We start from the raw sequence: 24,486 nt of genomic DNA on the forward strand, positions 1-24,486 counted from the left end.
TGCGTTACTGAGCGGCTGCTAGCTTCGACCGGACGATCGTGCACGGGTCCGTGGGGACGGCCCGCGCACGAGCATGCAACGGGGAGGGGAGAAGACACATGTCCGACGGCTACGAGATCGATCTAGAGCGAGCGCCCCAGATTCTGGCGAACCTGAAGGAAGCGGAATCTGAGGTTCAAAAGCTTATTGCTCGAGCCAGCGAGCTCGCGCTGGCAAGCTTCCAAGGTTCCGACTCTGTTAGCAACCACGCCACTCAAGAGATACGAAATTTGACGCTGGATTCAGAGTCCGGATCACTATTTCACGCAATCACAGCATACCAAGAAGCCATCGCGACGCAGATAACGAACCTCGAAACCACCCTACTTAACTACCATAGCACCGAAGAACTTAACGCGATCACCGGCGCATCTATGGACTTGCTCGAAACATAATTCACCCACTCGCCAGAACGATCTAGGAGAATAATGCAATCTAAATGGGGAAAATACGCTGGCGCCTCCCTTGCCGTAGCGTTCACCATGCTGGTCTCTGCATGCGGAACGGAAGACGAGGGAAATCCTCAGCCTGAGCAGACTGACTCGAGTGATGCCGCAACCAGCCAGACCAATGCTCCAATCGAAGACCAACTTGCCCCGACGGTTGCCAACCCCAAAAACGTTGACGGCATTAATCCGTGCAATTTTCTCACACCAGAACAGGCGGAAGGATTTAATCTTCCAACAACGGGCGAGCCTCTGACTGGAGCGCTCGGGGGAGATCAGTGCCAATGGACGGATTCAGCGACCGGACTTAACGTAATTATCTACCTTGAGAATAGCGGATCCAACCTTTCGGATGTTTACGCCCAAGAAGGCGATTTCGAATTTTTCGAACCAGGGGAAGCAGGAGGGCATCCCGTAGTTTCTGCGAATAGAGCGGCGAGCGACCTCTCCTGCGAAACGTACACCGCGATCAACGATGACGAGATTGTCGTCGTTAGTTCACATCTACGAGAGGCCAATGATGGAACCTCGTGCGAATGGGGTTTGCAAATAGCAGAAGCAGTACTAGAGAACTTCTAGACATACAGAAAACCAAAAGGGGGAGACATGGGGTATCAGCCGGGAATCAGCGACTCGAGCTGGGACCACACTAATGCTCAAGCCATATCAGCAGCGCTCAGCACTGATCCGAGCGCAGCAAATCCCGATGGCATGGTGAGTACGTGGCGTGCAATTGCTACAGATTTGGATGCCGTCGGTAGGTACATTGAACAATCGATGGCCGTTTCAGAAGAGGTACACCAGGGCTCTGCGGCTGAACAGTCGCGGAACGCTTCGTCACCGCTGGCAGCGTATGCGATCGAAGCCAAGGACCAGGCTGATCAGGTAGCAACTGCGATTCAGGCGCAGGTTGCCCACCAAACGATGGCCAAGACGCTGGTTCCAATTGGCTCGCCGAAGCCCGAAAAGGGATTCTTCGACACCGTCACGTTTGGTTTGAACGGCCATAACGATGAGGTGGCAAAGTACGACGAGGAAAACCAGCGCGCGCGTGATGTGATGGACACCTACCAGTCCAGCACCAATATGACTCTGACGAAATTGCAGGGCTTCGATCCACCGGAGAACACCCCCATCACGATCGCCGACCCCAATCTGAGCCGCGCAGACGACGGAATGCCCTCTACGTTTGGGGATTCTTCGTTGCCTGGTGGTGGCGGGTCGTATGGCGGTGGCGGGATCAATGCGCCTGGTGGCGGTCCCGGTGGCGGCGGCTACGGCGGTGGCGGTTATGGCGGCGGTTCCGGTGGGAATGGTGGCTCCGGCGGTGGTGGCAGCAACCCCGGTTACACGCCTCCGCCCACGGCTCCGCCGTCGATTCAGCCTGATTTCCACAACCCGGCCCCGTCGAACCCGATCGGCGGCTCTCCCCTCGGTCCGCCCGGTGGCGGGATCGGACATCCCGGTTACAACCCTCCGCCCGGTGGCGGCGGCGGTCTCATGCCGCCCGGCGGATTCGGTCCCGGTGGCCCGAACGGGCCTAACGGTCCGAACGGACCGAACGGCCCCGGCGGCCGTGGACCCGGTGGACCGGGTGGCTTCGGTGGCGGCCGCGGACCCGGCGGATTCGGTGGTCTGGGTGGCGGGCCCGGTGGTCCCGGCGGTGGTGGACGCATGCCCGCAGGCTTCGGTGGACCCGGCGGCGGATTCGGTCCCGGCGGTAGTGGCGGCGGATTCGGTCCCGGAAGCGGCGGGCCCGGCGGTGCAGGCGGGTTCGGTCCCGGTGGGTCGACCGGCGCGGGTGGTCCCGGTGGTGGCCGGATGCCCGGCGGTTTCGGACCCGCAGGCGGTGGTGGCGCCGGTGGTATGGGCGGCGGCATGGCCGGTGGTGGCGGCGGCGGAGGCGGTCGCGGCGGCCAGGGCGAAGAGGACAAGGAACACAAGCGCGCCGACTACCTCATCGAGATGGACGACATCTTCAGCGACGGCACCAAAGTCGCACCGGCCGTCTTCGGCGAAGAGCCACCACACAGGAACAGGTAAGTCGTGACGGAACGATTCACTTTGTCGGCGGTTGCCGTCGACGCCGTGCGCACCCACTTGAAGACGCGGCTGCCGCCGCTGTTCTACACCGTGGGTTTCGGCGAGACGCAGGAGGAACGCCGTCGGCTGCACCTTCAGGCCTGGAACGAGCTGGATTCGCTCGGCCTGTTGGATCGTGGCGAGCCTGCGGCGTTCCTCGCGGATGCGTTCTACACCTTGGCCCGCCCGACCCGCGCCGTCTATGGCGCCTACCTGATCGATCGGACGACCGGGGCGAATGCGGTGTCCGCCGCCAATGGCGAGTTCGCGGTGTTGGCCACGCAGACCGAACCCGAGGGCAGCACCGAGATCGAGCGGCCGTTGACGCTGGAACGAATCTGGTCGACCTCGCTGGGTCGGGCCGTCGTCGAGGTGCTTCCACAGGTGCCCGCCGGTCGCGGGTTGTCGGTGAGCTTGCCTTCGGATGACGTTCTGCAAGCATCCGAGGAGGGCGGCCGGTCGACGACGGCCTTGCGTTCGTCGTTGACCGCCGCGGGTCTGCGGCCCGGTGAGGCCGAGGTCGTCGCGCGGACGCTGACGGCGCAACGCCTGCGGGCGGGCCAGATCAGCGCGAGCGCCTTCGATCGACTGACCGGCAAGACCACCAAGGGCGCGTATCGAGTCGACTTCCTCGACACCGCCGAAGGCCGCTATTTCATGCAGCACAAGCCCTCCCACGATGGCAGGCATTGGTTCACCATCGCGCCCGCCGACCGGGCGATGCTCGCGAGCCAGGTCGAAACGCTGCTGTCGACCTTCGAGCCGCGCCGCTGACAACCCCGGTCACGTCAGGCATAGCGCCGCCAACCTCGCGCGGGCCAGCCGCCGACTGCCGCCGGGCAGGATGCGCGCGATGGCGCGAGTGAAAGCGCGTGCCGCGCAGCGCACAGCGCTTTCGGGTTTGTGCAAGGAGTTTGCGGGTTCCGTCGCCCTCGGGAGGAGAGGCGCGAGGGCGACGGGCCCTGGCTTCGAACCGTCGGAGTCCGGTTCGAAGACCTCCGCAGCGGCCCGGGGGTCGCGGGCGCGCGGAGTCAGTACCGACGACGTCAGCTCGTCGTCGAGTTCGATAAGCCTGGTGACACACGGCGGGTCGCACATGGCGCCCGCCGTGGAGTGGAAGCAGTGAACCGGCGCGACGAAAGCGGCTTGCGGAGCTAGTGAGTCCACTGTCGACTGACGCGTGGGCGCTGTGGTCGCGACAGCGGCAGCGGTCTGCTCGGCTTCTCGCCGCTGGCTGGCGACGAAGTCGTGGTCGACCATCGCGGCCAACTCCTCGCCGCCGCGATGTTGGCCGTGCCAGCGGAAACGCGGATGCACGTAGACAATCTGTTCCGGGCAGCGGGTGCACGCGCCGCAGGCACAGACCAGTCGTTCGACGACGGCGGAACCGGTGTCCTCGGCTTCGACGGCCCGCCAGGTGTGGTCGTCGGCGGCGCAGGATGCGCAGACCACCACCGACGACAGTCGGGGTGAACCGAGTCGCGCAGCGGGCTCGGCCCTGATCGGCAGGGTTCCGACCAACACGGAATCGGGCAGTTCGGCGGCGGTCACTCGGCGGTCCCCCCGAAGGAATTGCGGCCGGTTAGAAAGGCGAGGCCGTCGTCGAGATGGCTCACCAGGTGGTGGAGTTCCAGGGCGGAGAACGCCAGCGTGATCGCGTCCGAGGCGGCCACGGTGACGGTCAGGTTCCACCGCACCTCGGCCACCGCGAGCGTCAGTCGACGCGGGCCGCCCATCTCCCCCGGACAGTCGAGCGTGCAATCGGCGCCCAGCAGGATCGTGTTCACCAATTTGGTCGTGTGCTTGACCGACAACACGCAGGCGTACTGCTGCACCGAAGCCGGTCGAAGAATCAACCATTTCCGATCCTCGGTGAGTTCCAACTGACTCGTCACCGGCCCACGACCGACGTCCTGACCGTAGAAGCGACGATAAAACGTGAAAGACCTACTCATATTTCCCGGCACCTGCATCGGATTCCCCCTTCGACGCTGACGAGGGCTAGAGTGCCCTGCAAAGTTGCATGTCGTCCAGCCCAGAAGCTGTCGCGATAGCAACTTCACCAATTCGAGTGACTGCCGCGCAGAAGGTTTATGCATATATCTTTTCCCCGACGACCATGGAGGGCAATATGCTTGAGCGAGGACCCAACGTTCGACAGCGCAAGGTCGCACGAAGCCTGCGAAAGTGGAGGAAAGAGAAGGGTCAAACTCTGGCAGAGGTAACCACACCTCTGCGCTGGTCCGAGTCGAAACTCAGCCGATTCGAGCGAGCAGAGACGATCGCCGGACCAGCGGAAATCATTGCCATTGCGACAATTCTCCGCATCGACGAGGCCCAGCGGGACAGCATCGTTGGCCTGGCTGCCGCTGACCAGGTTGCACCGTGGTGGCGGTCTCTGACTCCAGAAGCTGCTATGGGGTGCTTCGAAGACTATGTCGAGTTGGAAGCAGAAGCCGCCGAAATTCAGAATTTTGAAACGCATCTAATCCCAGGACTACTGCAAACCGAGGACTACACTCGGAAAATTCTTCAGACTACCTTGCCAGCGCCGAAACACGAGGTCATCGCAGATCGGATCCGACTTCGCGCAGAACGACAATCCCGACTCGTGAACAAGAATCCGCTTGCTCTCAACGTGGTAATCCACGAAATGGCCCTAAGGGTTCCGGTCGCAGGAGCTGTGGCAATGCGCGAACAGATCCGACATTTGATTAAGTCGAGCCTTCAAAGCAACATCAACGTCCGCGTGCTTCCACTGAACACCGGAGCGTTCCCAGGAATCGGTACTTCGTTTAACTTGGTCCACTTGGACGCTGCGGACACCTCAGTGGCCTATCTGGACACATTGACTGGCGGCCTGTTCGTCGAAGACGACGACGACGTCTACGCGTATAGACTCACGTTCGATCGTTTGAACGAGATGGCACTCAGCTCGGAGGACTCTGTCCGGTTGCTCGAAGGGATTGGAGTGTCATGAGTTTTGGAGGGAACGCAGATGGGCGCCACAGACCTCAATGGTTTCCGGCGGAACAAAAGCAGCCGTAGTGACGGGAACAGTGCTTCCATCAAAGTCGAGCTTGCTGCAACTACCTGGCGTAAGAGCACTCGAAGCAACGCTACCAGTGCTTGTGTCGAAGTGGGCTTAACACTTCGAGCACCAACACATACGGCGGTCCGTGACTCCAAGAACCCCAGCGGTCCGACGCTGATCTTCCCGCGAAGAGCGTTCGTCGACTTCCTGCGCTCGCTCTGACCGGCAGCTCGGCCGAGTAACAACTGAAAAGCCCATCCCCGAAGAGCCGCGCCGTGCCTCGGGGCGCTCAGTGCTGCGCTGAAGTCGGTTTTGGGTAACGAGATCCCCGATGTCCGCCCGGACCGTCGGCATGACACGGCATGCTGTGATCACCCGGTCACTGTCAAGAACCCTTGTGGAGAACCCCGCATGTATCCCCCCGGCGGCCCACCGCCCGGACCCTACGGACCACCACCCGGCCAACAGCCCCTGCCCCAGCCGTCGTCACCACCGGGCTGGAACCTCGGCCTGGGACAGAACTACCAGCAGTACGGCACCAACCAGCAGTATCCGGCGCCCCCGCCCAACCACCAACCCGCGCCCAAACGTCGAGGGCCTGGCCGGTGGATCGCGGCCGGAGTGATCGCCGCCGTAGCCATTGCGGGAACGGCTGTGGCGATCAACTACTTCAGTGAGAACAGCACAGCCGATGCGGCGGGCGGTCCAGACACCTCGGACAGAGAGTCGCTGCTGTCTCCCAGCAAGGAGTTCTCCCTCACCAACCTCGATGTGGAACTGCCGGCGGGCTCGTACGCGGGCGTCCCCGTCTACGACGCCTGCGCCCTCGCCCCCATGGCCGAACTCACTGAACTCGGCCTTGAGTACGGCCAGGGAACCAGGAGAGAGGCGCTCGATAGCGAGGTGCCTGCGGACGCGGCTCTCGACCACATGATGGACCCGGTGTCCTTCTGCTCGTACGCCCTGGCTGGCCGCCCGACCGACGCGCTGCATATCAGTGTCTTGCAGGAACCCTACGTCGATTACTGGGAACTCGATCGGCGTTCACGGCACGTCGAGGGCGTCTCGCACGACTATGGCTCCGGTATCACGGGCGTGACCTGGGACGAAGTCGGCCTAGGCGGCGAGGACGAATACCGGTTCATGATCATGATGCCTGAGGTGATCGTTGAAGGCAGACTGAACACCGAAGTCAGCCTGGACGGCTACGCGCACAATGTCGAAGCGGTGAAAACTCTCACCGAACAGATCGCCGCGTTGGTCGCCGAGAACATGGCCGAAGACCCGGTTCGGGGACAGCATGGCCACGTCGGCTACGAAGACGCGCCGACTCCATGTGGGCTGTTGAGCCCGGAGGTCTTCGGCGCCGCCTACGGCACGCCTTACAGCGCACCATTCGAGGAATATCACTACGGACGAGAGCAACATTCGGTCGACTCTGTAGGCAGAACACAGGTCTACGTCGAGTCCGACTGCACGCGCCGGACCAACCAGAATCACCAGACCCCCGATGAAGATGCTCACTGGATGAAGCTGGTGCTTCAGACGCATCGCACCGAGGAATCCGCTGTCCAACAGATGGTGACATTCTGCGATCCGGATGACCCGTTGCGCGTCGAGGCACCAAGCCATCCGCTGAACGGCGAACTCGGCGACGAGGCGTGTCTGACGGGCTTCGGCCGCCCTGAGGGCTTCGACCTGGCCATTCGGGTCGGAACGAACGTGATGACCATCCACACCCGCGATTCCTATGAGCACACCGAACCGGCTCCCACCGAAGAGATGCTGATGCCGATCGGCGAACAGATCGTGGCGAGCATGTAGTGGGGTTTCGGCGGGTTCAGCCGGGCTCGGTTGCGCTGACCGGCCGTCCCCACCGAGCCATCGTCGCACCGAGCACAGCGCAAGATTCCTGTCCCAGGTACCAGCATCGGACCGGTCGCCGCCGTCGGCCTTGGCCGAATACTGATCACTCAGAACCCTTGTGGAGAGACCCCGCATGTATCCCCCTGGCGGCCCGCCGCCCGGACCCGGTCCCTACGGACCGCCGCCCGGCCAGGCGCCCCTTCCGCAGCAACCGCCCATGCCTCAGCAACAGCCTGGGCCGAACTGGCAGCCGGGGCCGCACCAGCAGTACCCGCCGGGTCCCCACCACCAGCAGTTCCCGCCCGGGCCGCCGCCCTTCCCGCCGAATCAGGCGCCGCGCAAACCCGGTCCCGGGCGGTGGATCGCACTAGCAGCGATCGTCGTGGTGGTCGTTGCCGGAACGATCGTGGGCGTCAACTACTTCGGCGGCGACGGTGCAGCCGACGCGGCGGGCGGCAATGAAGACTCGTCCGGTGCTAACGCAGACGCGCCCGTCAACGAACCGCCGTTGACTCTCAGCGAGGATTTTCTTCTCACGGATCGCGACGAGGAACTACCCGCAAGCTCGTACGGCGGCACCCTGGTCTACGACGCCTGTGCCCTCGTGCCGATCGACCGGCTCACCGAGCTGGGTCTCGTGCATGACCTGGGTGGTAGAAGGGAAGCGCTCGACGCCGACGTTCCTGCCGAGGCCGTCCTTGAACATTCGTTTAATTCGGTCTCGTTCTGCTCTCGTACCCTGACCTCCCCGCCGCTCGAATCACTACACGTCAACGTCTATCAGGAGCCGTATGTCGAACGGTATGAGATAGATCGACGCCTGCGTGTGGAGGGCGAAGCACTCGACGTCGGCTCGGGCATGGCCGGCCGGACATGGGAAGAGACCACACCGACTGGTCAGGTCAATTACTACTTCCTCGTTGAGAGACCGGAAGCGATCGTCCAGGGGCGGTTTGAGATTGACGCCGATGCGGCTGCCGAGGGGATACCGGAACTCCGCGCGCAGCTCGCGCAATTGGTCGCCGAGGGCTTGGCTGAAGACCCGGTCCGGAAACGGCATGGCCACATCGGTTATGAGGGCGCGCCTGCACCGTGCACGCTGCTGAGTCCCGAGGTGTTCGCCGCCACCTACGGCACGCCCTACAGCGCCCCGCCGATCGAGTTCCACTACGGCCATGAGGATGCTGTCGACGACGCAGGCGAGCTATCGCAGGTCTACGTCGAGTCGCATTGCACGCGCGAGAGCGACCACAACGCGGCGACCCCCGAAACCGAGATCAACCAGATGTATCTCAAACTCCACAACCATCAAACCGAGGGCTCTGCGCGGCGGGGGATGGCGATCTACTGCGATCCAGACGATCCCGCACGCGAGCGCTCGCCGAGCCTGACGTTGGACAAGCCGCTGGGCGATGAGGCGTGCGTAACCAATTACGGCCGCACTGATCACTACGATCTCGTGATCCGAGTCGGAACGAGCATCATGATCGTCAACACGCCCGAGTCCGAGAGCCACACCGAAGCGGCCCCCGTGGCAGAGATTCTCACGCCGATCGGCGAGCTGATCGTGGCGGGAATGTAGCGAGGTGCTGGCGGTTTCAGCTGGTCACCACCGAGGATCGGCTGGAGCCGCCGCACGCCTGCTCATTCCGGTGGCCAGGCAACGGAATCGCCGGTGTCCAGGTCGTGCAGGCGGCCGGGGGCAAGTCCCTCCGGGATCTCGGTGGCGCTGAACGGGGTACCGGCCGAACCGAAGGTGGTCTGGCGGGCCTCGCCGTCCAAGGTCCAGTCGACGACCAGTGAGAACCGAACGTGGCCGTCAATGTCGGCCGAGGACAGCTGGAAGTGCTCCCCGGCGCCCTCCGGCAGGGAAATCGGGAAGACCTCCGCCATGGGAACGGAACTCAGGCGCTCTTCCACCATGTCGAAAGCCGAAAGACGCGGCTCCCCGTCGGTGAAATCGACCGTGAACTGGGTGGCTGCCGAATCGGGGTCGGTGGAACAATCCCCCACCAGCACCGAGCCACCGGAGATCGCGTCTCCGGAGTCGTGCAACTGCACGCCCAGGCCGGTGATCACCAGCTCCGGTGGCTCGGCATCGGTGTCCGTGAGGTCTTCGGAATTGTTCAGCCAGAGATCCAGCGGCGGTGTCCCAAGTCCTTCGACGATCGCGCTCCGGCCCATCGTCGAAGCGCCATAGGTACCCAGATCCTCGACGACCTCGTCGAGACCGCCGGGGTCGTGGAAGCCGTAGCAGTCTGGGTCCGCCCACGACGCCGACAACGCCAGTTCGCCGGTGTTCGGGGGCGGCCTGCGCACCGCCGATTCCACGGGCGCGGCCGCCGAGGTCTCACCCGCCGCCTCGGGGGTTTCCGACTGGTCCAAGGTGGTGCGGCCACCGATCACCCCGGCCACCACGACCGCCGCGACCAGCACGAGCCCGATGATCAGCCAGGTTCGGCGGGACGGCCCCGGCGGGTCCTCGGTCGGTTCCGCGCCGTGCACGGTGACCTCGGAGATTCCCGGTTCGTCGCCGGGGAAATCCTGGGCCCTGTCACGAGAATCCGCCATGCCGACCTCCGCACTCACCTAGTCGGTGACGATACCGTCACCTTGGGTGAGGAAGCGGCGCCGCGTGGTTGCGATCCGGCGTAGATCGCACCGGGAATCCAGTACCGGCCAGCACAATCGGGCCATGGGTTCGGTGTATGCCAAGAAGACCTTCGAGGACGCCGACGAAGCACGCTACGACGTCGTCTACGAGTTCGACCCCGGTTGGGTGCTGATTCTGGACAAGAACACCAACCGAACCCGCCCGGCGGACGGCGGCGACCCACCGGGCCGACCCACCGCGGCGGCACTGATCACCCGGGATTGGTTGCGCGACGGCAAAGCGCCGGAACGGGTCGTCCGCATCTCCTGCTGACCGCATTCCACCGCCCGAAAAAAACGCGGTTCGGGCGACGCCACGCGCCACCCGAACCGCGCAACAACGACTAGCGCAGCGTGATCTGTCGACCGATCAGCCCGGCCCGGGCCCGCCGCTCCGACTCGTTCAGCGGGGTGTCGTCCACCGAGGCCAGCGCCTCGGTGAGCCGCTCGCCCAGCTCGGCCGCGGGCTTCTCCCACTCGCGGGCGTGCAGCTCGCGGTCGAGGTCCCACACCGGAACCAGCAGGCCGTGCGCCCGGAACGAACCGGCGTAGCGGCTGCCCTCGCCCAAGGCCAGCTTCTCGGCGGCGGCCAGCCTGGCCATCGCGGCCAGCAGCTTCTCCTCCGGCTCCGGACGCACCCAACGCAGGTGCGCCTTCTCGCCCGCGTCCACCCAGTAGGCCGCCTGAATGCCGGGGCCGTTCAACCGCTCGGTGGGCATGATCGCCTCGTTGGCGCGCTCCAGCGACACCGAGACCTCGGCGCTCGCCTCGGTGCCCTCGGGAATCCACCAGCCGAAGTCGGCGTGCAGCTGGACATCCAGCGGCGCGTCGGCGACCAGGATGTCCTGCAGCCTCGGGCCTGCTGGGTCGTCGTCCGGGCCGACCACGGGCAGCACGTCGCCCGGCTTGGCCTGCGCGGCCCACAGCACCGAACGAGCCACGTCCCGGCTCAGGTCGCCGGATCGGGTCTGCACCTGGAGACCCACCAGGGCCTTGTCGTCGTTACGACGCATGCCCGCAGCCGCCATCGGCAGCACCGAGGCCAGCGTGACGTCGACCTCGGCGGTGCCGTCGATCAACGGGAGCTTGGCGAAGGCGCTGGGCACGAACTCGCGGAGCGCGATCAGTTCCGGCTCGGCGGCCAAGCCCTCGAACGGCCGGGTGATGATGACGTCCGCCGCGCCGCCCTCGGAGCCGTGACAGGCCTTGAATCGCTTACCGGAACCGCATTCGCAGGGCCTGCGGGGATTCAGTCCGCCGTCGCCCGCGCTCGTCCGATCCTTACGTTTGACCGCAGTGCGCTTGGCCACTTGGCGCCCTCCCCTTCGAGTCCCTTACGCCGTGGGAACGGTAGTCGACCGAGCACCGGACAAGGCGGACCGGGTGGCCGCTGGGCGATTGGTCGCGAGGAAGGAAACACCGAGTTCGGCGCACAGCTCGATATCGGCGGAATCGTCGACCGTCCAGCAATAGGTCTGATTGCCGTGGTCGGCTGCGCGGCGAACATAGTCGGGATCGGAGCGCAGCAGGTGAATGCCGGGGCCGGTGTAATCGGCCCAGGGCGGCAGGACGCCCTGCCGGGTCGAACGGTCGAGCCGGTCCAGCAACAGGACCGTGGGCAGCGCGGGGGCCTGCGCGCGCACCCGACGCACCGCGCTGGAGGCGAAGGACATCATCACCACCGGTGAGGTCTCCTTCGCCGCAGGTCTGTCGAGTCCATGCCGGGCCAGCGTGTGCAGCAACGCCTGCTCGACCAGCCCGCCGAAGCGCACCGGGTGCTTGGTCTCGACGAACAATCGGATCGGGCTCGGCGTGGAGGCGACCAGGTCCAACAGGTCGTCCAGAAGCAGCAGCCCCGCCGGTTCGGCGCTCGGCGGCGGGACCGAGGCGCCACGGCGTTTCGGCTTCACCTGGCTGTAGTCCAGCTCGGCGAGTTCGGCCAGCGTCAGCTCGCTGACCAGGCCACGGCCGTCGGAGGTACGGGCGACGCTGCGGTCGTGGATGCAGACCAGCTGGTGGTCCCTGCTCAGGCGGACGTCGCATTCGAGAGCGTCGGCCCCCTGCTGCACGGCCAGTTCGTAGGCGGCGAGGGTGTGTTCGGCACGTTCCGCAGAGGCGCCTCGATGGGCGACGACGGCTGGGGACACGCCCAGAAGTCTCGGCCGTCGAGGTGGCGTGCAGATGGCAAATCGACAACGTCGTGCGGAAGGACACGTGGCGTCCTGCCCTTGACGGCACCCCGCGACACGCTTGACCTCAACCACACTTCGGGTGTTTGGCTCGCCGCCATGACCACCGCCGCGCATCTGCCGCCCATGATCGACGACGACACCACCGACCACCACGAGGACATCGCCGCCATCACCCAGGTGATCGCCGATACCCAGACCGCCTTCAACACCAACGACGCCGACCTGCTGACCGAGCACTTCGCCGAGAACGCGACCGTCGTCAACGCCGTCGGCATGATGATGTCGGGTCGCCCGACACTGCACGCCGCGAACCAGCGCGGGCTGGCCGGTTTCCTCCGGGACGAATACGCCCGTTACGAGGTCCTGGATGTGCGATTCCCTCGGCCCGATGTCGCGCTCGCCTACAAGAACGCCAGGTCGACCACCCCGGAAGGCGAGCTGATCGACGTCGATCCGACGATGATCGCGCTCTATGTCCTGGTCAAGGAGGCGGGCCGTTGGTGGGTGATCGCCAGGCAGAACACGCTGGTCCCGTGAGGTCGCCCGGCGCGCAGCCGGCTGTATCGACGGCCTCACGGTGATCAACCGCAGGTGAGACGGGCCGTGGGCGATGTCGTCACACTCGGTTCTGGGCATACCGTGTCGACTGTGACCGCTGTCCAGCCTGCTCAGCAGCCTTTCGATCCCGCAGATCCCGCCTTCCTGGCCGATCCGTACCCGACCTTCGCCGCGTTGCGGGAGGCAGGGCCGGTGCACTGGCACGAAGGAATGGGACTGCATCTCGCCGTCACCCACGGGGTCGCCTCTGCGGTGCTGCGGCATCGCAGCCTCGGGCGGATCTGGGTCGACGCCGAACCCGCCGCCGAGTTCGGCGCGTTCAACCTGCTGCATCAGACCTCGCTGCTGGAGAACGAGCCGCCCACCCACACCCGGCTGCGCAGGCTGGTGTCCTCGGCGTTCGGCCGGGGACATGTGGAGCGGCTGCGGCCGTGGGTGGAGCAGCTCGCCGACGATCTAGTCGCCGGTCTCGCCGCAACGATCGACGAGACCGGCTCCGGCGATGTGCTGGCCGAGGTCGCCGCGCCACTGCCGGTCGCCGTGATCGCCCAGCTCCTCGGGGTGCCCGAGGCCGACCGTGGGCTGTTGCAGCCCTGGTCGAACGCGATCGTGAAGATGTACGAGTTCGGCCTCGCCGAAGCACGCAGGCGCGAGGCCGAGCAGGCTTCCGCCGAATTCGTCGCCTACCTGCGGGAGCTGATCGCCCTGCGGCGCAACGATCCCGGTGACGACCTGGTCTCCGACCTGGTGGCCGTCACCGACGCCGATGGCGCGCGACTGACGGAGGACGAGCTGATCGGCACCGCCGTGCTGTTGCTGATGGCGGGGCACGAGGCATCGGTCAACGTGGTGGGCAACGGGGTCCGGGCCCTGTTGCAGAACCCGCAGCAGTGGCAGCGGCTACTCGACGATCCCGCGTTGCTGCCGACGGCCGCCGACGAGCTGATCCGCTACGACTCGCCGTTGCAGCTCTTCGAACGCACCGCCGTCGAGGACGTCGAGATCGCCGGGGTTCGGATTCGCGAGGGCGAGAAGATCGCCGCGCTACTCGGCTCCGCCGCCCGCGACCCGGAGGTGTTCGCCGAACCCGACCGGCTCGACGTCGGCCGCGATCCCAATCCGCACATCGGTTTCGGCCTCGGAATCCACTATTGCCTCGGTGCTCCGCTGGCCAGAATCGAGGTGATCGCCACCCTCGATGCGCTCCGCCGCAGGCTCCCGACGCTGTCCTCGGCGGGCACCCCGCGACGACGTGGCGAATTCGTCATCAGGGGACTGCACGATCTACCCGTGAGCCGATAAGGAAGAGTCGCAGGTAGCGGTGGGCATTTCGTGCCGACCGCTGCCCGACATTGCTCCATTCGGGCGACAAAACCCGGCTGGATTGCCTCGCTGGCACCGATCATCGGAGCATGGGAACCGTGAGTGAACTGTTGACCGATCGCACAGTTCTCACCACGCTTGCCGTCATCGGCGTGCTGGGCATGTTCGTCATGCTCTGTCGGGCCCGCCGCGTCAGCACCTCCATCGAGGATGCCACGCTGCGCGCGCTGCACCGGGTCTCCCAGGCCGCGCCGGAACTACGCGAAGGGCTCACCGAGGAGTCCGCCAACCGGGCGACACCGCACCTCCGCGAGCTGCTCCAGTGTGTAGCCGTCGGGCTCACCGACCGATCCGGCCTGATCAGCTGGGACGGCGAGGCAAACCACCATTACGCCGACCTCGCCGGCCGGGTCGGCGACGTGATCTCCGACGGCAAACACGCCCACATCGACCACGCCGACCTCGACTGCACATACAAAGGCTGCCCGATGCGCCACGCATCGATCATTCCGCTGCTGGTCGAGGGCGAGATCAAGGGTTCGCTCGTCGTGGTCGCCGACAGCGGTGGCAAGCGGGTCATCAATGCCGCCGAGGAACTCGGGCATTACGTCTGCACCCAGTTGGCGCTGGCCGAACTCCAGGAATCCAGGGAACGACTGGCCAAGGCCGAGGTGCAGGCCTTACGCGCCCAGATCTCCCCGCATTTCATCTACAACGCGCTGAACACCATCTCCTCGTTCATCCGCACCGATCCGGAAGAGGCCCGCGACCTACTTCAGGACTTCGCCGAGTTCACCCGCTACTCGTTCCGCGCGACCGGCCTGTTCACCACGTTGGCCGAGGAATTGCGCAACGTCGACCGCTATCTGACCCTGGAACGAGCCCGTTACGGCCACGACCGACTGCGCGTCCAACTGCGCATCGCCCCCGAGGTGCTGCCCGCCGTGGTGCCGTTCCTGGTGGTGCAACCGCTGGTGGAGAACGCGGTCCGGCACGGATTGGCCAGCAAGCGCGGCGGCGGGACCGTGACCGTCGAAGCGGCCGACAACGGGAACGAGGCGCTGATCAGCGTCGAGGACGACGGCGTCGGCATGGACCCGAACCGGCTGAACAAGGAATTCACCAACGCCCACCTGACCGGCGCACACGTCGGACTCGGCAACATCCACGACCGGATGCAATCGGTGTTCGGCAACGAATACGGCCTGGTCGTGGAGACCAACATCGGCGCGGGAATGCGCGTCACCATGCGGGTGCCCAAGTACAGCCCCGGCGTGCGGCCGTTGCCCAGCGCCGACGAACCGCTGGAATCGGTGGAGCCGCCGGAGACCCCGATCGACGAGGTACAGGAACCCGCGCCGACCACGAAAGAACCGGACGCCGACGAGGAGCCGCGCGAGCGGACCCGGACCGAACTGGCCACGCCGAGCGAGCCGGCAGACACCGAGGAACCCGCCGGGGAGAACGCCGCCGCCGAGAAATCGGCCGCCGATACGGCGAGCACGGCGGGCTAGTGCTGGTGTCCGAGGGCCACGACCGCAGGCGGATCGGACCGCCCGGGTGCCCGGAGGAGCCGCGAAACCGCAGCCAATCGGCGTGGAACGAGTCGTTCACGAGTCGAAGGTCTCGATCATCCATCGTCTTTCGAGCTAGGGTCGAGGCATGAGCGTGACCGACAAACTGGCAGCCCGGCTGCCGCTGCCTGGCAGGCTCGGCGAGCGCGGAGACCGTGCCCCGGTGGTCGGAGTGGTCCGACTGCACGGTGTGATCACGGCGAATCCCGGCCCGGGAACGAGAGGCGCTCTCAATCTGCACAGCGTCGAAACCGCGCTGACCAGAGCTTTCTCGCATGAACGACTCGCCGCCGTCGCCCTGGTGATCAACTCGCCCGGTGGGTCGCCCACGCAGTCCGCACTGATCGCGGACCGGATCATGGGTCTGGCCGAGGAGAAGTCCCGGCGTGGCCGCAAGATCCCGGTGATCGCCTTCTGTGAGGACGTCGCCGCCTCGGGCGGCTACTGGCTGGCCTGCGCGGCCGACGAGATCTACGCGCATCCGACGTCGATGGTCGGTTCGATCGGCGTGATCAGCAGCGGTTTCGGCCTGACCGGATTGTTGGAGCGCTTCGGCGTGGAACGGCGGATTCACACCGCCGGTACGAACAAGGTCCGCCTGGACCCCTTCTCCCCGGAGAAGGACGAGGACGTCGCCTGGCTGAAGAACCTCCAGACCGAACTGCACGAGCAGTTCGTGGAGTGGGTGCGCACCCGGCGCGGCGACCGGTTGAGCGGTTCGACCGAGGAATTGTTCTCCGGCGAGGTCTTCACCGGGGTCACCGGCAGACAACTGGGTCTGATCGACGAGCTCGGCACCCTGCGTCAGGTCATCTCGCGTCGGTTCCCCACCGCGGAGATCTCGGTGGCCGAACCACGCAAGAATCTCCTGGCCCGGCTCGGAATCGGTGGTGGCGCACAGAGTCTGTTGGGCGGTAACCATGCCTCGACCGCACTGCTACAGGCAATCGATGGTCTCGAACAGCGGGCGATGTGGAACCGATTCGGGCTCTAACCCAGCCCAGAATGGTCACCGCGCAGTGGGGCTTGCCACACTATCGAGCAGATGCTCGGTCCTGGACAACCGCGACACGCGCCCTGGGCAGGAAATGAAGGCACTGTGAATACTCAGGAGAACGGCGCGGGACTCATCGTCCTCGCGGTCGACGACGAGGATCGCGGCCTGGACGAATTGCTGTACTGCCTGCGCCGCAACGGCCGGGTCCGCCGAATTCTGACCGCATTCGATTCGGCGGACGCCTTGCGGGTGCTGCGGAGTAACGACGCCGAGCTGCGCGAACGCTCCCGCGCGGGCTTGTCGCCGGTGGACGTCGTCTTCCTCGACATCGCGATGCCCGGCCTGGACGGGATGGAGCTGGGCAAGGTGCTCACCGCGTTCCGCGTTCCGCCTGCGTTGATCTTCGTGACCGGGTTCGACAATCAATCCCTCGAAGCGTTCAACGTCGGCGCCACCGACTATCTGGTCAAACCTCCGACCGCAGACCGGGTCGACGAGGCCCTGCGCCGGGCGGAGCGACTGCGTAAACCGGAAAGCGGAATGGCCACCATCACGCCCGTCGAGGACGAGGTCATCCCCGTCGAACTCGCCGGAACCACCAAGCTGATCCCCCGGTCCTCGATCCGCTATGTGGAGGCGCAGGGCGATTACGCGCGGCTGCACACCGTCGAAGGCAGTCACCTGGTGCGGATTCCGTTGTCGCAGTTGGAGGAGCGCTGGTCCGAGGTGGGCTTCGCGCGGATTCACCGCTCCTATCTGGTCTCGCTGGCGCTGGTGAGCGAACTCCAGATGTCCTCGTCGGGCTATTCCGTGCGGTTGGGCACCGGCGAGACCGCCATCGAACTGCCGGTCAGTCGTCGACACACCCGGGAATTGAAGGACCGACTGGTTCGACCGCCCAAACGAGGACTCGGTCCGGGCCGATGATTCCACCGGACGACAGCAGGGCCGAGCTTCCGGACCCCGACACGCTCGAACCGCCCCCCGGGCGCCGACTCCGCCGGGTGAAGGTGGTGCTCGCCGACCGGCGGGCCGCCCGCAAACCGCTGCGTGAACTGGCGGAACTGGGTGAGCAGACCAGCGTCGGCGAGGCGTTGGTGCGCAACCTCATTCGGGCCCAGCTGCGCACGACGTTACGGTTAACCCTGCTGGTCGCGGTGCTGCTCGGCGTTCTTCCGCTGTTGTTCTGGTTGTTCCCCGGCTTCGCGACGCTGTCGATCGCGGGCATTCGGATCTCGTGGGTTCTGTTGGGTGTGCTGCCGTTTCCGCTGTTCATCGCGATCGGATACGCCTACAACACGCAGGCGCAACGCAACGATCGAGACTTCATCGACATGGTGGAGAAGTGATGTCGGCCGGTGGGCGTGGATTGCCGTGCCGAGCAGGTCGGCGGGATCGGGTGCGTAGCGCTGCCGGTGGTGGCGGTCCGAACCGGTCTCGGCGTCGAAACGTGGCCGCGAAAACGGACACCGTGGAGTAAAGGGCCGCACCGTGGAGCCGACTCTCTGGGCGATCGTAGGCATCGTGATGATGGCCGTCGTCATCTTCGCCCTGGGCATCTTCGGGACCCGCTCGGTGCACACGACCTCCGATTTCCTCGTGGCGCGCCGAGGAATCGGCGCCGAACGCAACGCCGCCGCCATCTCCGGCGAGTACCTGTCGGCGGCCTCGTTCCTGGGTATCGCCGGGCTCATCCTGAAAGACGGCGCGGACGCGCTGTGGTACCCGATCGGCTTCACCGGCGGATATCTGCTGCTGTTGATGTTCGTGGTCGCGCCGCTGCGGCGCTCCGGGGCCTACACCCTGCCCGACTTCGCCGAGGCCAGACTCGGCTCGACCCGGCTGCGCAGGCTCGCCACGCTCACCGTCGTGGTGATCTGTTGGCTGTATGTGGTCCCGCAGTTGCAGGGCGCCGGGCTGACGTTGGAGACGGTCACCGGCCTGCCGTTCTGGGCGGGCGCCGCGTTGGTCGCCGTGCTGGTCGTGGTCAACGTGCTCAGCGGCGGGTTGCGGACGGTCACCCTGGTGCAGGCGGTCCAGTACTGGGTGAAGTTGTTCGCGATCTCCTTACCGGCCTTCCTGCTGGTCATCTTCTTCGTGGCGGACCCGGATCGCACCCGCCGCAGCCTGGAGGCGGAGCTGCCGCCCCGCTTCGAACTCGAAACCTCGATCACGGTGTCCACGGACGTGGTGTTGGAGGTCGCCGCGCCGGTGCATCTGGAAGCCAGCGGAGTCGTCAACGGGCAGCTCGCCGACGGCACCGTCTTCTGGTCGGAGGGCATGCACAGCGTCGAGGCCGGTACCGAACTCGTCTTCCCGAGGTATGCCGCGGTTCCGGTGGTGGAGGGCGCGCCCGCCGAGAACGCCTCCTGGCTGACCCCGCAGGACGACGGCGATGGTCGCGGGCTGTTCGCCACCTATTCGCTGATCATCGCGGCCTTCCTCGGCACGATGGGTCTGCCGCACATCCTGGTTCGCTTCTACACCAATCCCAGTGGGCAGGCCGCCCGGCGCACCACGCTGTTCGTGTTGATGCTGCTCGGGCTGTTCTTCCTGTTCCCCACGATCTTCGGGGCGCTGTCCCGGATCTACGTTCCGCAGCTGTTGGTGACCGGTTCGACCGATGCCGCGGTACTGCTGTTGCCCGGGGCGATGGTGAACGGCTGGCCCGGCTATCTGCTCGGTGCGGTGACGGCCGCCGGCGCATTCGCGGCCTTCGTCTCGACCGCCTCGGCCCTGGTCGCCTGCGCGGCCGGGGTGGTGGCCACCGACGTCCTGCGGCGCGGCTCGATGAACGATTTCCGGCTGGCGGCCGTGGTCTCGGCGCTCATTCCGGTGCTCGGAGCCCTCTACTTCACCAATCTCAGCATCGCGCAGTCGGTCGGCATGGTGATGGCGCTCGCTGCGGCGACCTTCTGCCCGCTGCTGGTGTTGGGCGTCTGGTGGCGGGGATTGACGGCGACCGGCGCGATGGTGGGGATGTCGGTCGGCGGCGGGCTGACGCTGCTGTCGATGGCGCTGACCATGGTCATGCAGCGGTGGTCGCTCGATTGGCTGGCCACGATCACCGCGCAGCCTGCGTTGATCACCGTGCCTGCGGCGTTCCTGACGATGGTGGTGGTGAGCCGGGCCACCGCCCGCCAGGTTCCTCCGGACGTCTCGCGCATCCTGCTGCGGATGCACGCCCCGGACCGACTCGGGCTGATGCAGGACCGCGACCTCGAACGCTTCGGGTTCGCCGACGAGCCGAAGACCGAGAGCGCAACGGCGTCCGACGATCGGGGCGCCCACGAAGCACCCGAACCGCGTCGCCCGCGAGTGGCTCGACACCGCCCGAAGTCCGATCCCTGAGTCACCATCGTCCCGCCGATCACTCAATAGCAGCAGGCGAAAGTTCCAAAGAGTGATGATCGAACTACTTATCGGTCACTCACCGTCTCCAAAAACACCCTGCGCAGTCGGATTCGGCCGTTAGCTCGCGGTAAGCCGCCCGTTTGGGGGCTTCCGGTGTGATCAAGGTGACACAAGCATGTGGTGCACCCCACGCCAGAGGGAGATCCCGTGAGCGAAACACCGCAGCCCCGCCCCCCAGAACCGCCCGCCTGGGAAACGATCCAGGCCAGTCCCGAATTCGGCGACCTACGACGCCGACTGCGCAACTTCGTCTTCCCCATGACCGCGCTGTTCCTCGGCTGGTACCTGCTCTACGTACTACTGGCCGACTACGCGCACGAGTTCATGAGCATCAAGGTCATCGGCAACATCAACGTCGGCCTGATCCTGGGCCTGCTCCAGTTCGTCTCCACCTTCCTGATCACGACGCTCTACGTGCGCTTCGCCAACCGCAAGCTCGATCCGCTCGCCGACCGAATTCGGGAAGATGCCGAAGGAGGCGACCGATGATGCATGCCGCCGCGCTGCCCACCGTCCTGGCCCAGGATCCGGATCAGGTCGGCTCCCCACTGCTCAACATCGGCATCTTCGGCCTGTTCGTCGCGGTCACCCTGGTGATCGTGCTGCGGGCCAGCCGCAACACCAAGACAGCCGCCGACTACTACGCCGCAGGCCGGGCGTTCACCGGTCCACAGAACGGCATCGCCATCTCCGGTGACTATCTCTCGGCGGCATCCTTCCTCGGCATCGCCGGCGCCATCGCCGTCAACGGTTACGACGGATTCCTCTACTCGATCGGCTTCCTGGTCGCCTGGCTGGTCGCGCTGCTGCTCGTCGCGGAACTGCTCCGCAACACCGGCCGCTACACGATGGCCGACGTACTGAGCTTCCGGATGCAACAGAAGCCGGTTCGCACCGCGGCATCCATCTCCACGCTGGTGGTGTCCTTCTTCTATCTGCTCGCCCAGATGGCCGGTGCAGGCGGACTCATCGCGCTGCTGCTCGGCATCGAGAGCGGCGCGGGCCAAGCGCTGGTGATCGCGATCGTCGGGGCCCTGATGATCGTGTATGTGCTGATCGGTGGCATGCGCGGCACCACGTGGGTGCAGATCATCAAGGCCGCGCTACTGATCACCGGCGCGGGCGTGATGACCGTGTGGGTCCTGGGCATGTACGGGATGAACCTGTCGAGCCTGCTCGGAGCGGCGGTCGAGGCCGCAGGCACCGAGAACGTGCTCAACCCGGGCATGGCCTACGGCGAATCCGGCATCACCCGGCTGGACTTCCTGTCGCTGTCCTTGGCCCTGGTGCTGGGAACGGCAGGCCTGCCGCACATCCTGATGCGGTTCTACACGGTGCCGACCTCGAAGGAGGCCCGCCGTTCCGTCCAGTGGGCCATCTGGCTCATCGGCCTGTTCTACCTGTTCACGTTGGTGCTCGGGTACGGCGCGGGCGCCATCGTCGGACCGGAGCGCATCCAGGATGCTCCGGGTGGGGTCAACTCGGCCGCACCATTGCTGGCGGGCGAGATCGGCGGACCGCTGTTGCTCGGATTCATCGCCGCCGTCGCGTTCGCGACCATCCTGGCGGTGGTCGCAGGCCTGACGATCACGGCATCGGCATCCTTCGCCCACGACATCTACGCCAACGTGATCAAGGGCGGTGCCGCCGACGACAAGGCCGCCGAGGTGCGGGTCGCCCGCATCACCGCGGTGGTGATCGGCGTGGTGTCCATCCTCGGCGGCATCGTGGCCAACGGGCAGAACATCGCCTTCCTGGTGGCGTTGGCCTTCGCCGTGGCGGCCTCGGCGAACCTGCCGACGATCCTCTACTCGCTGTTCTGGAAGCGCTTCAACACCACCGGGGCGCTGTGGAGCATGTACGGCGGACTGGCGGTCACCATCACGTTGATCGTCTTCTCCCCCGCCGTGTCCGGCCACGACAGCTCGATGTTCCCCTCGGCGGACTTCGATCTGTTCCCGCTGTCCAACCCGGGAATCGTCTCGATCCCGATCTCCTTCGCGCTCGGCGTGATCGGAACGCTGCTGTCCAAGCGGCCCGCCGATCCGGCGAAGTACAGCGAGATGGAGGTGCGCTCGCTGACCGGCCTCGGAGCCGAGAAGGCCACCGAGCACTGATTCGTAACACCTGCCCACGAGGGCCCGACCGCCATCGCGCGCGGTCGGGCCCTCGTCCTGTCGCGGCCCGAATGCCCTGGGTGGTCCCGCCCACCCGAATGATCTTGAGAACTCGTGCAACCCTCCCGGCCCGATCGGCGTAATGGGCATGACCGCAGTCTCAGCACAGCCAGGAGGAATCGGTGCGCGGACACGACAAGCTCGTGGAGGAATTCACCGAATTCTTCGCTGGACGCTTCGACACAGCACGACGTACGGCATACGCGCTGTGCGGCGACTGGTCGGAGGCAGAGGAGATCGCTCAGGCAGCCTTTGTCCGGATCTATGCCCGGTGGGCCAAGATCCGCCGAGACGACGCACCGGGATACCTGCGCGTCACACTCACCCGAGTCTTCCTCGACTCCCGTCGACGCGGCCGACAACTGGAGAAGCCGGTGGCCGAACCGCCCGACAGACCCGGTGTCGAGAAACGCGGCCATGACGAGCGTCAAGAGTTGATCTCCGCGCTGCAACGGGTTCCACCTCGGCAACGCGCCACGCTGGTGCTGCGGTTCGTCCAAGACCTCTCCATCGAACAGACCGCACAGGTGCTCAAGTGCTCGAAGGGGACGGTCAAGAGCCAGACCGCGCGCGGGCTAGATGCGTTGCGCCGGGCTTACGAGTCGGTCGGTCGGCCGCAGGAGGCGGGTATCCAGCAATGAGAAGCATCTGGGACAACGAGGGATCGATAGGGGCGGCGCTGCGCGACAGTGTCGAAGGCCCCGCGCCCATCCCCAAGGTCAGCATCGATCGGGTGATGCGACAGGGCAGACGGAGAGCATTGGCCCGGCGAGCGGCGATGACGCTCGGAGCCACCGGGGTCGTGGCAGGCATCGGACTGAGCAGCGTGCTGGTGGGCGGGCTCGGCGATGGGTTCCTCTCGCCCGCGAACGGCGGCGATGCGGCGAATCACCCGCTACCGCCGCAGCCAGTCGTCGCTCCCGTGGAACCGCTGCCGGGCTGGACCACGGTCGATGTGTGCCCGCTGGTCGATCAGTACGGTGACGAGGTTCCTTCGGATCTCGGTCCACTTCCGAAGGCGGCGATCCCCCCGGTCAGCGTCATCGAGCCCGTGCTGCGGGACGCATTGACGGACCAGCGGCCGGATGCAGAACAGGCCGTCACGTTGGCAATAAGCGAGCAGTACAACGAGAAGTACCAGGCACCACGCGCCGCCCTCAACCTGGACATGGTTGCCCCAGAAGCGTCCGGCTCGATCTCTCTGGAGGCGTTGCCCCACCACGGCAGCACGGCCGAGGCGGCAGACCGGTGGGCGCTCCGTTATGCGGATAGCGGGCCATCGTGTGAGAACGCTCAACGGATCACGTTGGATGACGGGACGGTGGTGCAGATCCACGGCGTCGTCAGCGGCGGTTTCAACGCGAACGCGCCCAGCCAGCAAGTCACCGTGTTCTACCCCGCTGACTATTCCCTCTCCATCGACGCCAACGGCCATCTCAGTACCGATCTCGTCGGGTCACCCGACGACCCCGACATGAAATCTCTTCCCGAGCACGAGGGAACCGGAGCCGTGCCGCTGAGCACGGAGGAGCTGGCAGCGGTGGGTCTAGCCCTGGCCGAACTGAGCTGAGACCCGGCGGAACCCGAAGCATCGACCGCCGCCCACACCCTCGACGCAGGCAGTGATCAAAACGGTGCGATCGACGACCCTCTCATCGAGCCCGGCCATCGGGATGGGGTCCCGGTCCCCGTTGGGGACCACCAGCCCGCCGCAATAGCAGCGCGCAGGCCCGTCTCACAGCATGCCGAGCCCCATCCATGGCAGCATCGACGTGTGCAACCAGTACAGGTGCCCGCCGTGGCGATCGAGAATCTTCCGGAAAAGCTCCCCAACAACGACGCCGTCGTGCTCGACGTCCGGGAGGACGACGAATGGCAGGCGGGCCACGCGCCCGACGCCGTTCACATCCCGCTCGGTGAACTGGCAGGCAGGCTCGACGAGCTGCCCGCCGAGAAGGACGTCTTCGTCGTGTGCCGCTCCGGTGGCCGCTCAGCGCGGGCGACCGCCTACCTGAATCAGAACGGGTGGGACGCGGTCAACGTCGAGGGTGGGATGAAGGCGTGGGCACTGACGGACCGGCCCGTGGTGTCGGAGTCCGGGAACACCGCAGAGATCCTGTAATCGACGTGCC

Annotated in this window: 26 protein-coding genes; 21 read left to right on the forward strand and 5 right to left on the reverse strand. The window is 65.7% G+C overall.

Annotated elements, in window-relative coordinates; all coding sequences use genetic code 11:
- The first annotated feature begins 98 nt into the window (after positions 1-98).
- The 4 genes from BKA25_RS26715 to BKA25_RS26730 are packed head-to-tail and all read left to right on the forward strand — an operon-like array spanning position 99 to position 3,341.
- Positions 99-434, forward strand: a complete 336-nt coding sequence (locus BKA25_RS26715; RefSeq protein WP_069845716.1) for a hypothetical protein — start codon at positions 99-101, stop codon at positions 432-434.
- 33 nt (positions 435-467) lie between these two features.
- Complete coding sequence (locus tag BKA25_RS26720; RefSeq protein WP_084642334.1) at positions 468-1,064, forward strand: DUF3558 domain-containing protein; 597 nt, start codon at positions 468-470, stop codon at positions 1,062-1,064.
- 27 nt (positions 1,065-1,091) lie between these two features.
- Positions 1,092-2,528, forward strand: a complete 1,437-nt coding sequence (locus BKA25_RS26725) for a hypothetical protein (protein ID WP_157420876.1) — start codon at positions 1,092-1,094, stop codon at positions 2,526-2,528.
- A gap of 3 nt (positions 2,529-2,531) precedes the next feature.
- The gene (locus BKA25_RS26730) at positions 2,532-3,341 is read left to right on the forward strand and encodes an ESX secretion-associated protein EspG (RefSeq protein ID WP_069845712.1); all 810 of its coding nucleotides are present in this window, start codon (positions 2,532-2,534) and stop codon (positions 3,339-3,341) included.
- A 9-nt stretch (positions 3,342-3,350) separates the two neighbouring features.
- Here the strand turns inward: BKA25_RS26730 and BKA25_RS26735 are convergent, their stop codons facing one another.
- Positions 3,351-4,118 (reverse strand): hypothetical protein, encoded by a 768-nt coding sequence (locus BKA25_RS26735; protein WP_069845710.1) that lies wholly within the window; start codon positions 4,116-4,118, stop codon positions 3,351-3,353.
- On the reverse strand, positions 4,115-4,522 hold the full coding sequence (locus BKA25_RS26740; protein WP_157420875.1) for a hypothetical protein: 408 nt from the start codon (positions 4,520-4,522) through the stop codon (positions 4,115-4,117). The genes BKA25_RS26735 and BKA25_RS26740 overlap by 4 nt, the downstream gene beginning before the upstream one ends.
- Before the next feature lie 116 nt (positions 4,523-4,638).
- On the opposite strand from BKA25_RS26740, the gene BKA25_RS26745 reads away from it, so the two are divergent.
- The 4 genes from BKA25_RS26745 to BKA25_RS26760 all read left to right on the forward strand — a co-directional run bounded on the left by BKA25_RS26745 (position 4,639) and on the right by BKA25_RS26760 (position 9,049).
- Positions 4,639-5,547: a helix-turn-helix domain-containing protein gene (locus BKA25_RS26745; protein ID WP_172803710.1), complete on the forward strand. Its 909-nt coding sequence runs from the start codon at positions 4,639-4,641 to the stop codon at positions 5,545-5,547.
- Between the two features lie 18 nt (positions 5,548-5,565).
- A complete protein-coding gene (locus tag BKA25_RS28545; protein WP_084643510.1) occupies positions 5,566-5,823 on the forward strand; it encodes a DUF397 domain-containing protein in 258 nt (85 codons plus the stop codon).
- Between the two features lie 399 nt (positions 5,824-6,222).
- Positions 6,223-7,425 carry a hypothetical protein gene (locus BKA25_RS26755; RefSeq protein WP_157420874.1) on the forward strand — a complete coding sequence of 401 codons (1,203 nt, stop codon included), beginning with the start codon at positions 6,223-6,225 and terminating at the stop codon, positions 7,423-7,425.
- Between the two features lie 259 nt (positions 7,426-7,684).
- A complete protein-coding gene (locus BKA25_RS26760) occupies positions 7,685-9,049 on the forward strand; it encodes a hypothetical protein (protein ID WP_172803704.1) in 1,365 nt (454 codons plus the stop codon).
- 62 nt (positions 9,050-9,111) lie between these two features.
- On the opposite strand, the gene BKA25_RS26765 is transcribed toward BKA25_RS26760, so the two are convergent.
- Positions 9,112-10,038 carry a hypothetical protein gene (locus BKA25_RS26765; RefSeq protein WP_157420872.1) on the reverse strand — a complete coding sequence of 309 codons (927 nt, stop codon included), beginning with the start codon at positions 10,036-10,038 and terminating at the stop codon, positions 9,112-9,114.
- A 124-nt stretch (positions 10,039-10,162) separates the two neighbouring features.
- On the opposite strand from BKA25_RS26765, the gene BKA25_RS26770 reads away from it, so the two are divergent.
- Complete coding sequence (locus tag BKA25_RS26770; protein WP_069845698.1) at positions 10,163-10,393, forward strand: hypothetical protein; 231 nt, start codon at positions 10,163-10,165, stop codon at positions 10,391-10,393.
- 70 nt (positions 10,394-10,463) lie between these two features.
- Here BKA25_RS26770 and BKA25_RS26775 read toward each other — a convergent pair whose 3' ends face one another.
- On the reverse strand, positions 10,464-11,429 hold the full coding sequence (locus tag BKA25_RS26775) for a DUF5926 family protein (RefSeq protein ID WP_069845696.1): 966 nt from the start codon (positions 11,427-11,429) through the stop codon (positions 10,464-10,466).
- Positions 11,430-11,453: 24 nt separating this feature from the next.
- Positions 11,454-12,266, reverse strand: coding sequence for a glycerophosphodiester phosphodiesterase (locus tag BKA25_RS26780; protein WP_236750434.1), 813 nt, complete (start codon positions 12,264-12,266; stop codon positions 11,454-11,456).
- A gap of 141 nt (positions 12,267-12,407) precedes the next feature.
- Here BKA25_RS26780 and BKA25_RS26785 point away from each other — a divergent pair, with 141 nt between their 5' ends.
- The 12 genes from BKA25_RS26785 (at position 12,408) to BKA25_RS26840 (ending at position 24,476) form a co-directional block, all read left to right on the forward strand.
- Complete coding sequence (locus BKA25_RS26785; protein WP_069845695.1) at positions 12,408-12,848, forward strand: YybH family protein; 441 nt, start codon at positions 12,408-12,410, stop codon at positions 12,846-12,848.
- 111 nt (positions 12,849-12,959) lie between these two features.
- Complete coding sequence (locus BKA25_RS26790) at positions 12,960-14,171, forward strand: cytochrome P450 (protein WP_069845693.1); 1,212 nt, start codon at positions 12,960-12,962, stop codon at positions 14,169-14,171.
- A gap of 119 nt (positions 14,172-14,290) precedes the next feature.
- Complete coding sequence (locus BKA25_RS26795) at positions 14,291-15,706, forward strand: histidine kinase (RefSeq protein ID WP_446323465.1); 1,416 nt, start codon at positions 14,291-14,293, stop codon at positions 15,704-15,706.
- A gap of 148 nt (positions 15,707-15,854) precedes the next feature.
- A complete protein-coding gene (locus tag BKA25_RS26800) occupies positions 15,855-16,760 on the forward strand; it encodes a S49 family peptidase (protein WP_069845689.1) in 906 nt (301 codons plus the stop codon).
- A 135-nt stretch (positions 16,761-16,895) separates the two neighbouring features.
- The gene (locus BKA25_RS26805) at positions 16,896-17,690 is read left to right on the forward strand and encodes a LytR/AlgR family response regulator transcription factor (protein ID WP_375791896.1); all 795 of its coding nucleotides are present in this window, start codon (positions 16,896-16,898) and stop codon (positions 17,688-17,690) included.
- A complete protein-coding gene (locus tag BKA25_RS26810) occupies positions 17,687-18,112 on the forward strand; it encodes a hypothetical protein (protein ID WP_069845685.1) in 426 nt (141 codons plus the stop codon). Before BKA25_RS26805 ends, BKA25_RS26810 begins: the two co-directional genes overlap by 4 nt.
- 142 nt (positions 18,113-18,254) lie before the next feature.
- Positions 18,255-20,114 carry a sodium/solute symporter gene (locus BKA25_RS26815; RefSeq protein WP_157420871.1) on the forward strand — a complete coding sequence of 620 codons (1,860 nt, stop codon included), beginning with the start codon at positions 18,255-18,257 and terminating at the stop codon, positions 20,112-20,114.
- 210 nt (positions 20,115-20,324) lie between these two features.
- On the forward strand, positions 20,325-20,666 hold the full coding sequence (locus BKA25_RS26820) for a DUF485 domain-containing protein (RefSeq protein ID WP_069853114.1): 342 nt from the start codon (positions 20,325-20,327) through the stop codon (positions 20,664-20,666).
- Positions 20,666-22,294, forward strand: coding sequence for a monocarboxylic acid transporter (locus tag BKA25_RS26825; RefSeq protein ID WP_157421335.1), 1,629 nt, complete (start codon positions 20,666-20,668; stop codon positions 22,292-22,294). Before BKA25_RS26820 ends, BKA25_RS26825 begins: the two co-directional genes overlap by 1 nt.
- Positions 22,295-22,476: 182 nt before the next feature.
- Positions 22,477-22,995, forward strand: coding sequence for a SigE family RNA polymerase sigma factor (locus BKA25_RS26830; RefSeq protein ID WP_069845681.1), 519 nt, complete (start codon positions 22,477-22,479; stop codon positions 22,993-22,995).
- Entirely contained in the window at positions 22,992-23,924 is a 933-nt protein-coding gene (locus BKA25_RS26835) for a hypothetical protein (RefSeq protein ID WP_069845679.1), read from the forward strand. Before BKA25_RS26830 ends, BKA25_RS26835 begins: the two co-directional genes overlap by 4 nt.
- 204 nt (positions 23,925-24,128) lie before the next feature.
- A complete protein-coding gene (locus tag BKA25_RS26840) occupies positions 24,129-24,476 on the forward strand; it encodes a rhodanese-like domain-containing protein (protein WP_069845677.1) in 348 nt (115 codons plus the stop codon).
- Positions 24,477-24,486: the final 10 nt, after the last annotated feature.

This window comes from Actinoalloteichus hymeniacidonis, from assembly GCF_014203365.1.
In the GTDB taxonomy this organism is placed as follows: domain Bacteria; phylum Actinomycetota; class Actinomycetes; order Mycobacteriales; family Pseudonocardiaceae; genus Actinoalloteichus_A; species Actinoalloteichus_A hymeniacidonis.

Coding starts and splice junctions, on each gene's coding strand:
- BKA25_RS26800 (WP_069845689.1), top strand. CDS start 15,855: ATGAGCGTGACCGACAAACTGGCAGCCCGGCTGCCGCTGCCTGGCAGG.
- BKA25_RS26720 (WP_084642334.1), top strand. CDS start 468: ATGCAATCTAAATGGGGAAAATACGCTGGCGCCTCCCTTGCCGTAGCG.
- BKA25_RS26740 (WP_157420875.1), bottom strand. CDS start 4,522: ATGAGTAGGTCTTTCACGTTTTATCGTCGCTTCTACGGTCAGGACGTC.
- BKA25_RS26765 (WP_157420872.1), bottom strand. CDS start 10,038: ATGGCGGATTCTCGTGACAGGGCCCAGGATTTCCCCGGCGACGAACCG.
- BKA25_RS26785 (WP_069845695.1), top strand. CDS start 12,408: ATGACCACCGCCGCGCATCTGCCGCCCATGATCGACGACGACACCACC.
- BKA25_RS26825 (WP_157421335.1), top strand. CDS start 20,666: ATGCATGCCGCCGCGCTGCCCACCGTCCTGGCCCAGGATCCGGATCAG.
- BKA25_RS28545 (WP_084643510.1), top strand. CDS start 5,566: ATGGGCGCCACAGACCTCAATGGTTTCCGGCGGAACAAAAGCAGCCGT.
- BKA25_RS26810 (WP_069845685.1), top strand. CDS start 17,687: ATGATTCCACCGGACGACAGCAGGGCCGAGCTTCCGGACCCCGACACG.
- BKA25_RS26725 (WP_157420876.1), top strand. CDS start 1,092: ATGGGGTATCAGCCGGGAATCAGCGACTCGAGCTGGGACCACACTAAT.
- BKA25_RS26770 (WP_069845698.1), top strand. CDS start 10,163: ATGGGTTCGGTGTATGCCAAGAAGACCTTCGAGGACGCCGACGAAGCA.
- BKA25_RS26835 (WP_069845679.1), top strand. CDS start 22,992: ATGAGAAGCATCTGGGACAACGAGGGATCGATAGGGGCGGCGCTGCGC.
- BKA25_RS26760 (WP_172803704.1), top strand. CDS start 7,685: ATGCCTCAGCAACAGCCTGGGCCGAACTGGCAGCCGGGGCCGCACCAG.
- BKA25_RS26715 (WP_069845716.1), top strand. CDS start 99: ATGTCCGACGGCTACGAGATCGATCTAGAGCGAGCGCCCCAGATTCTG.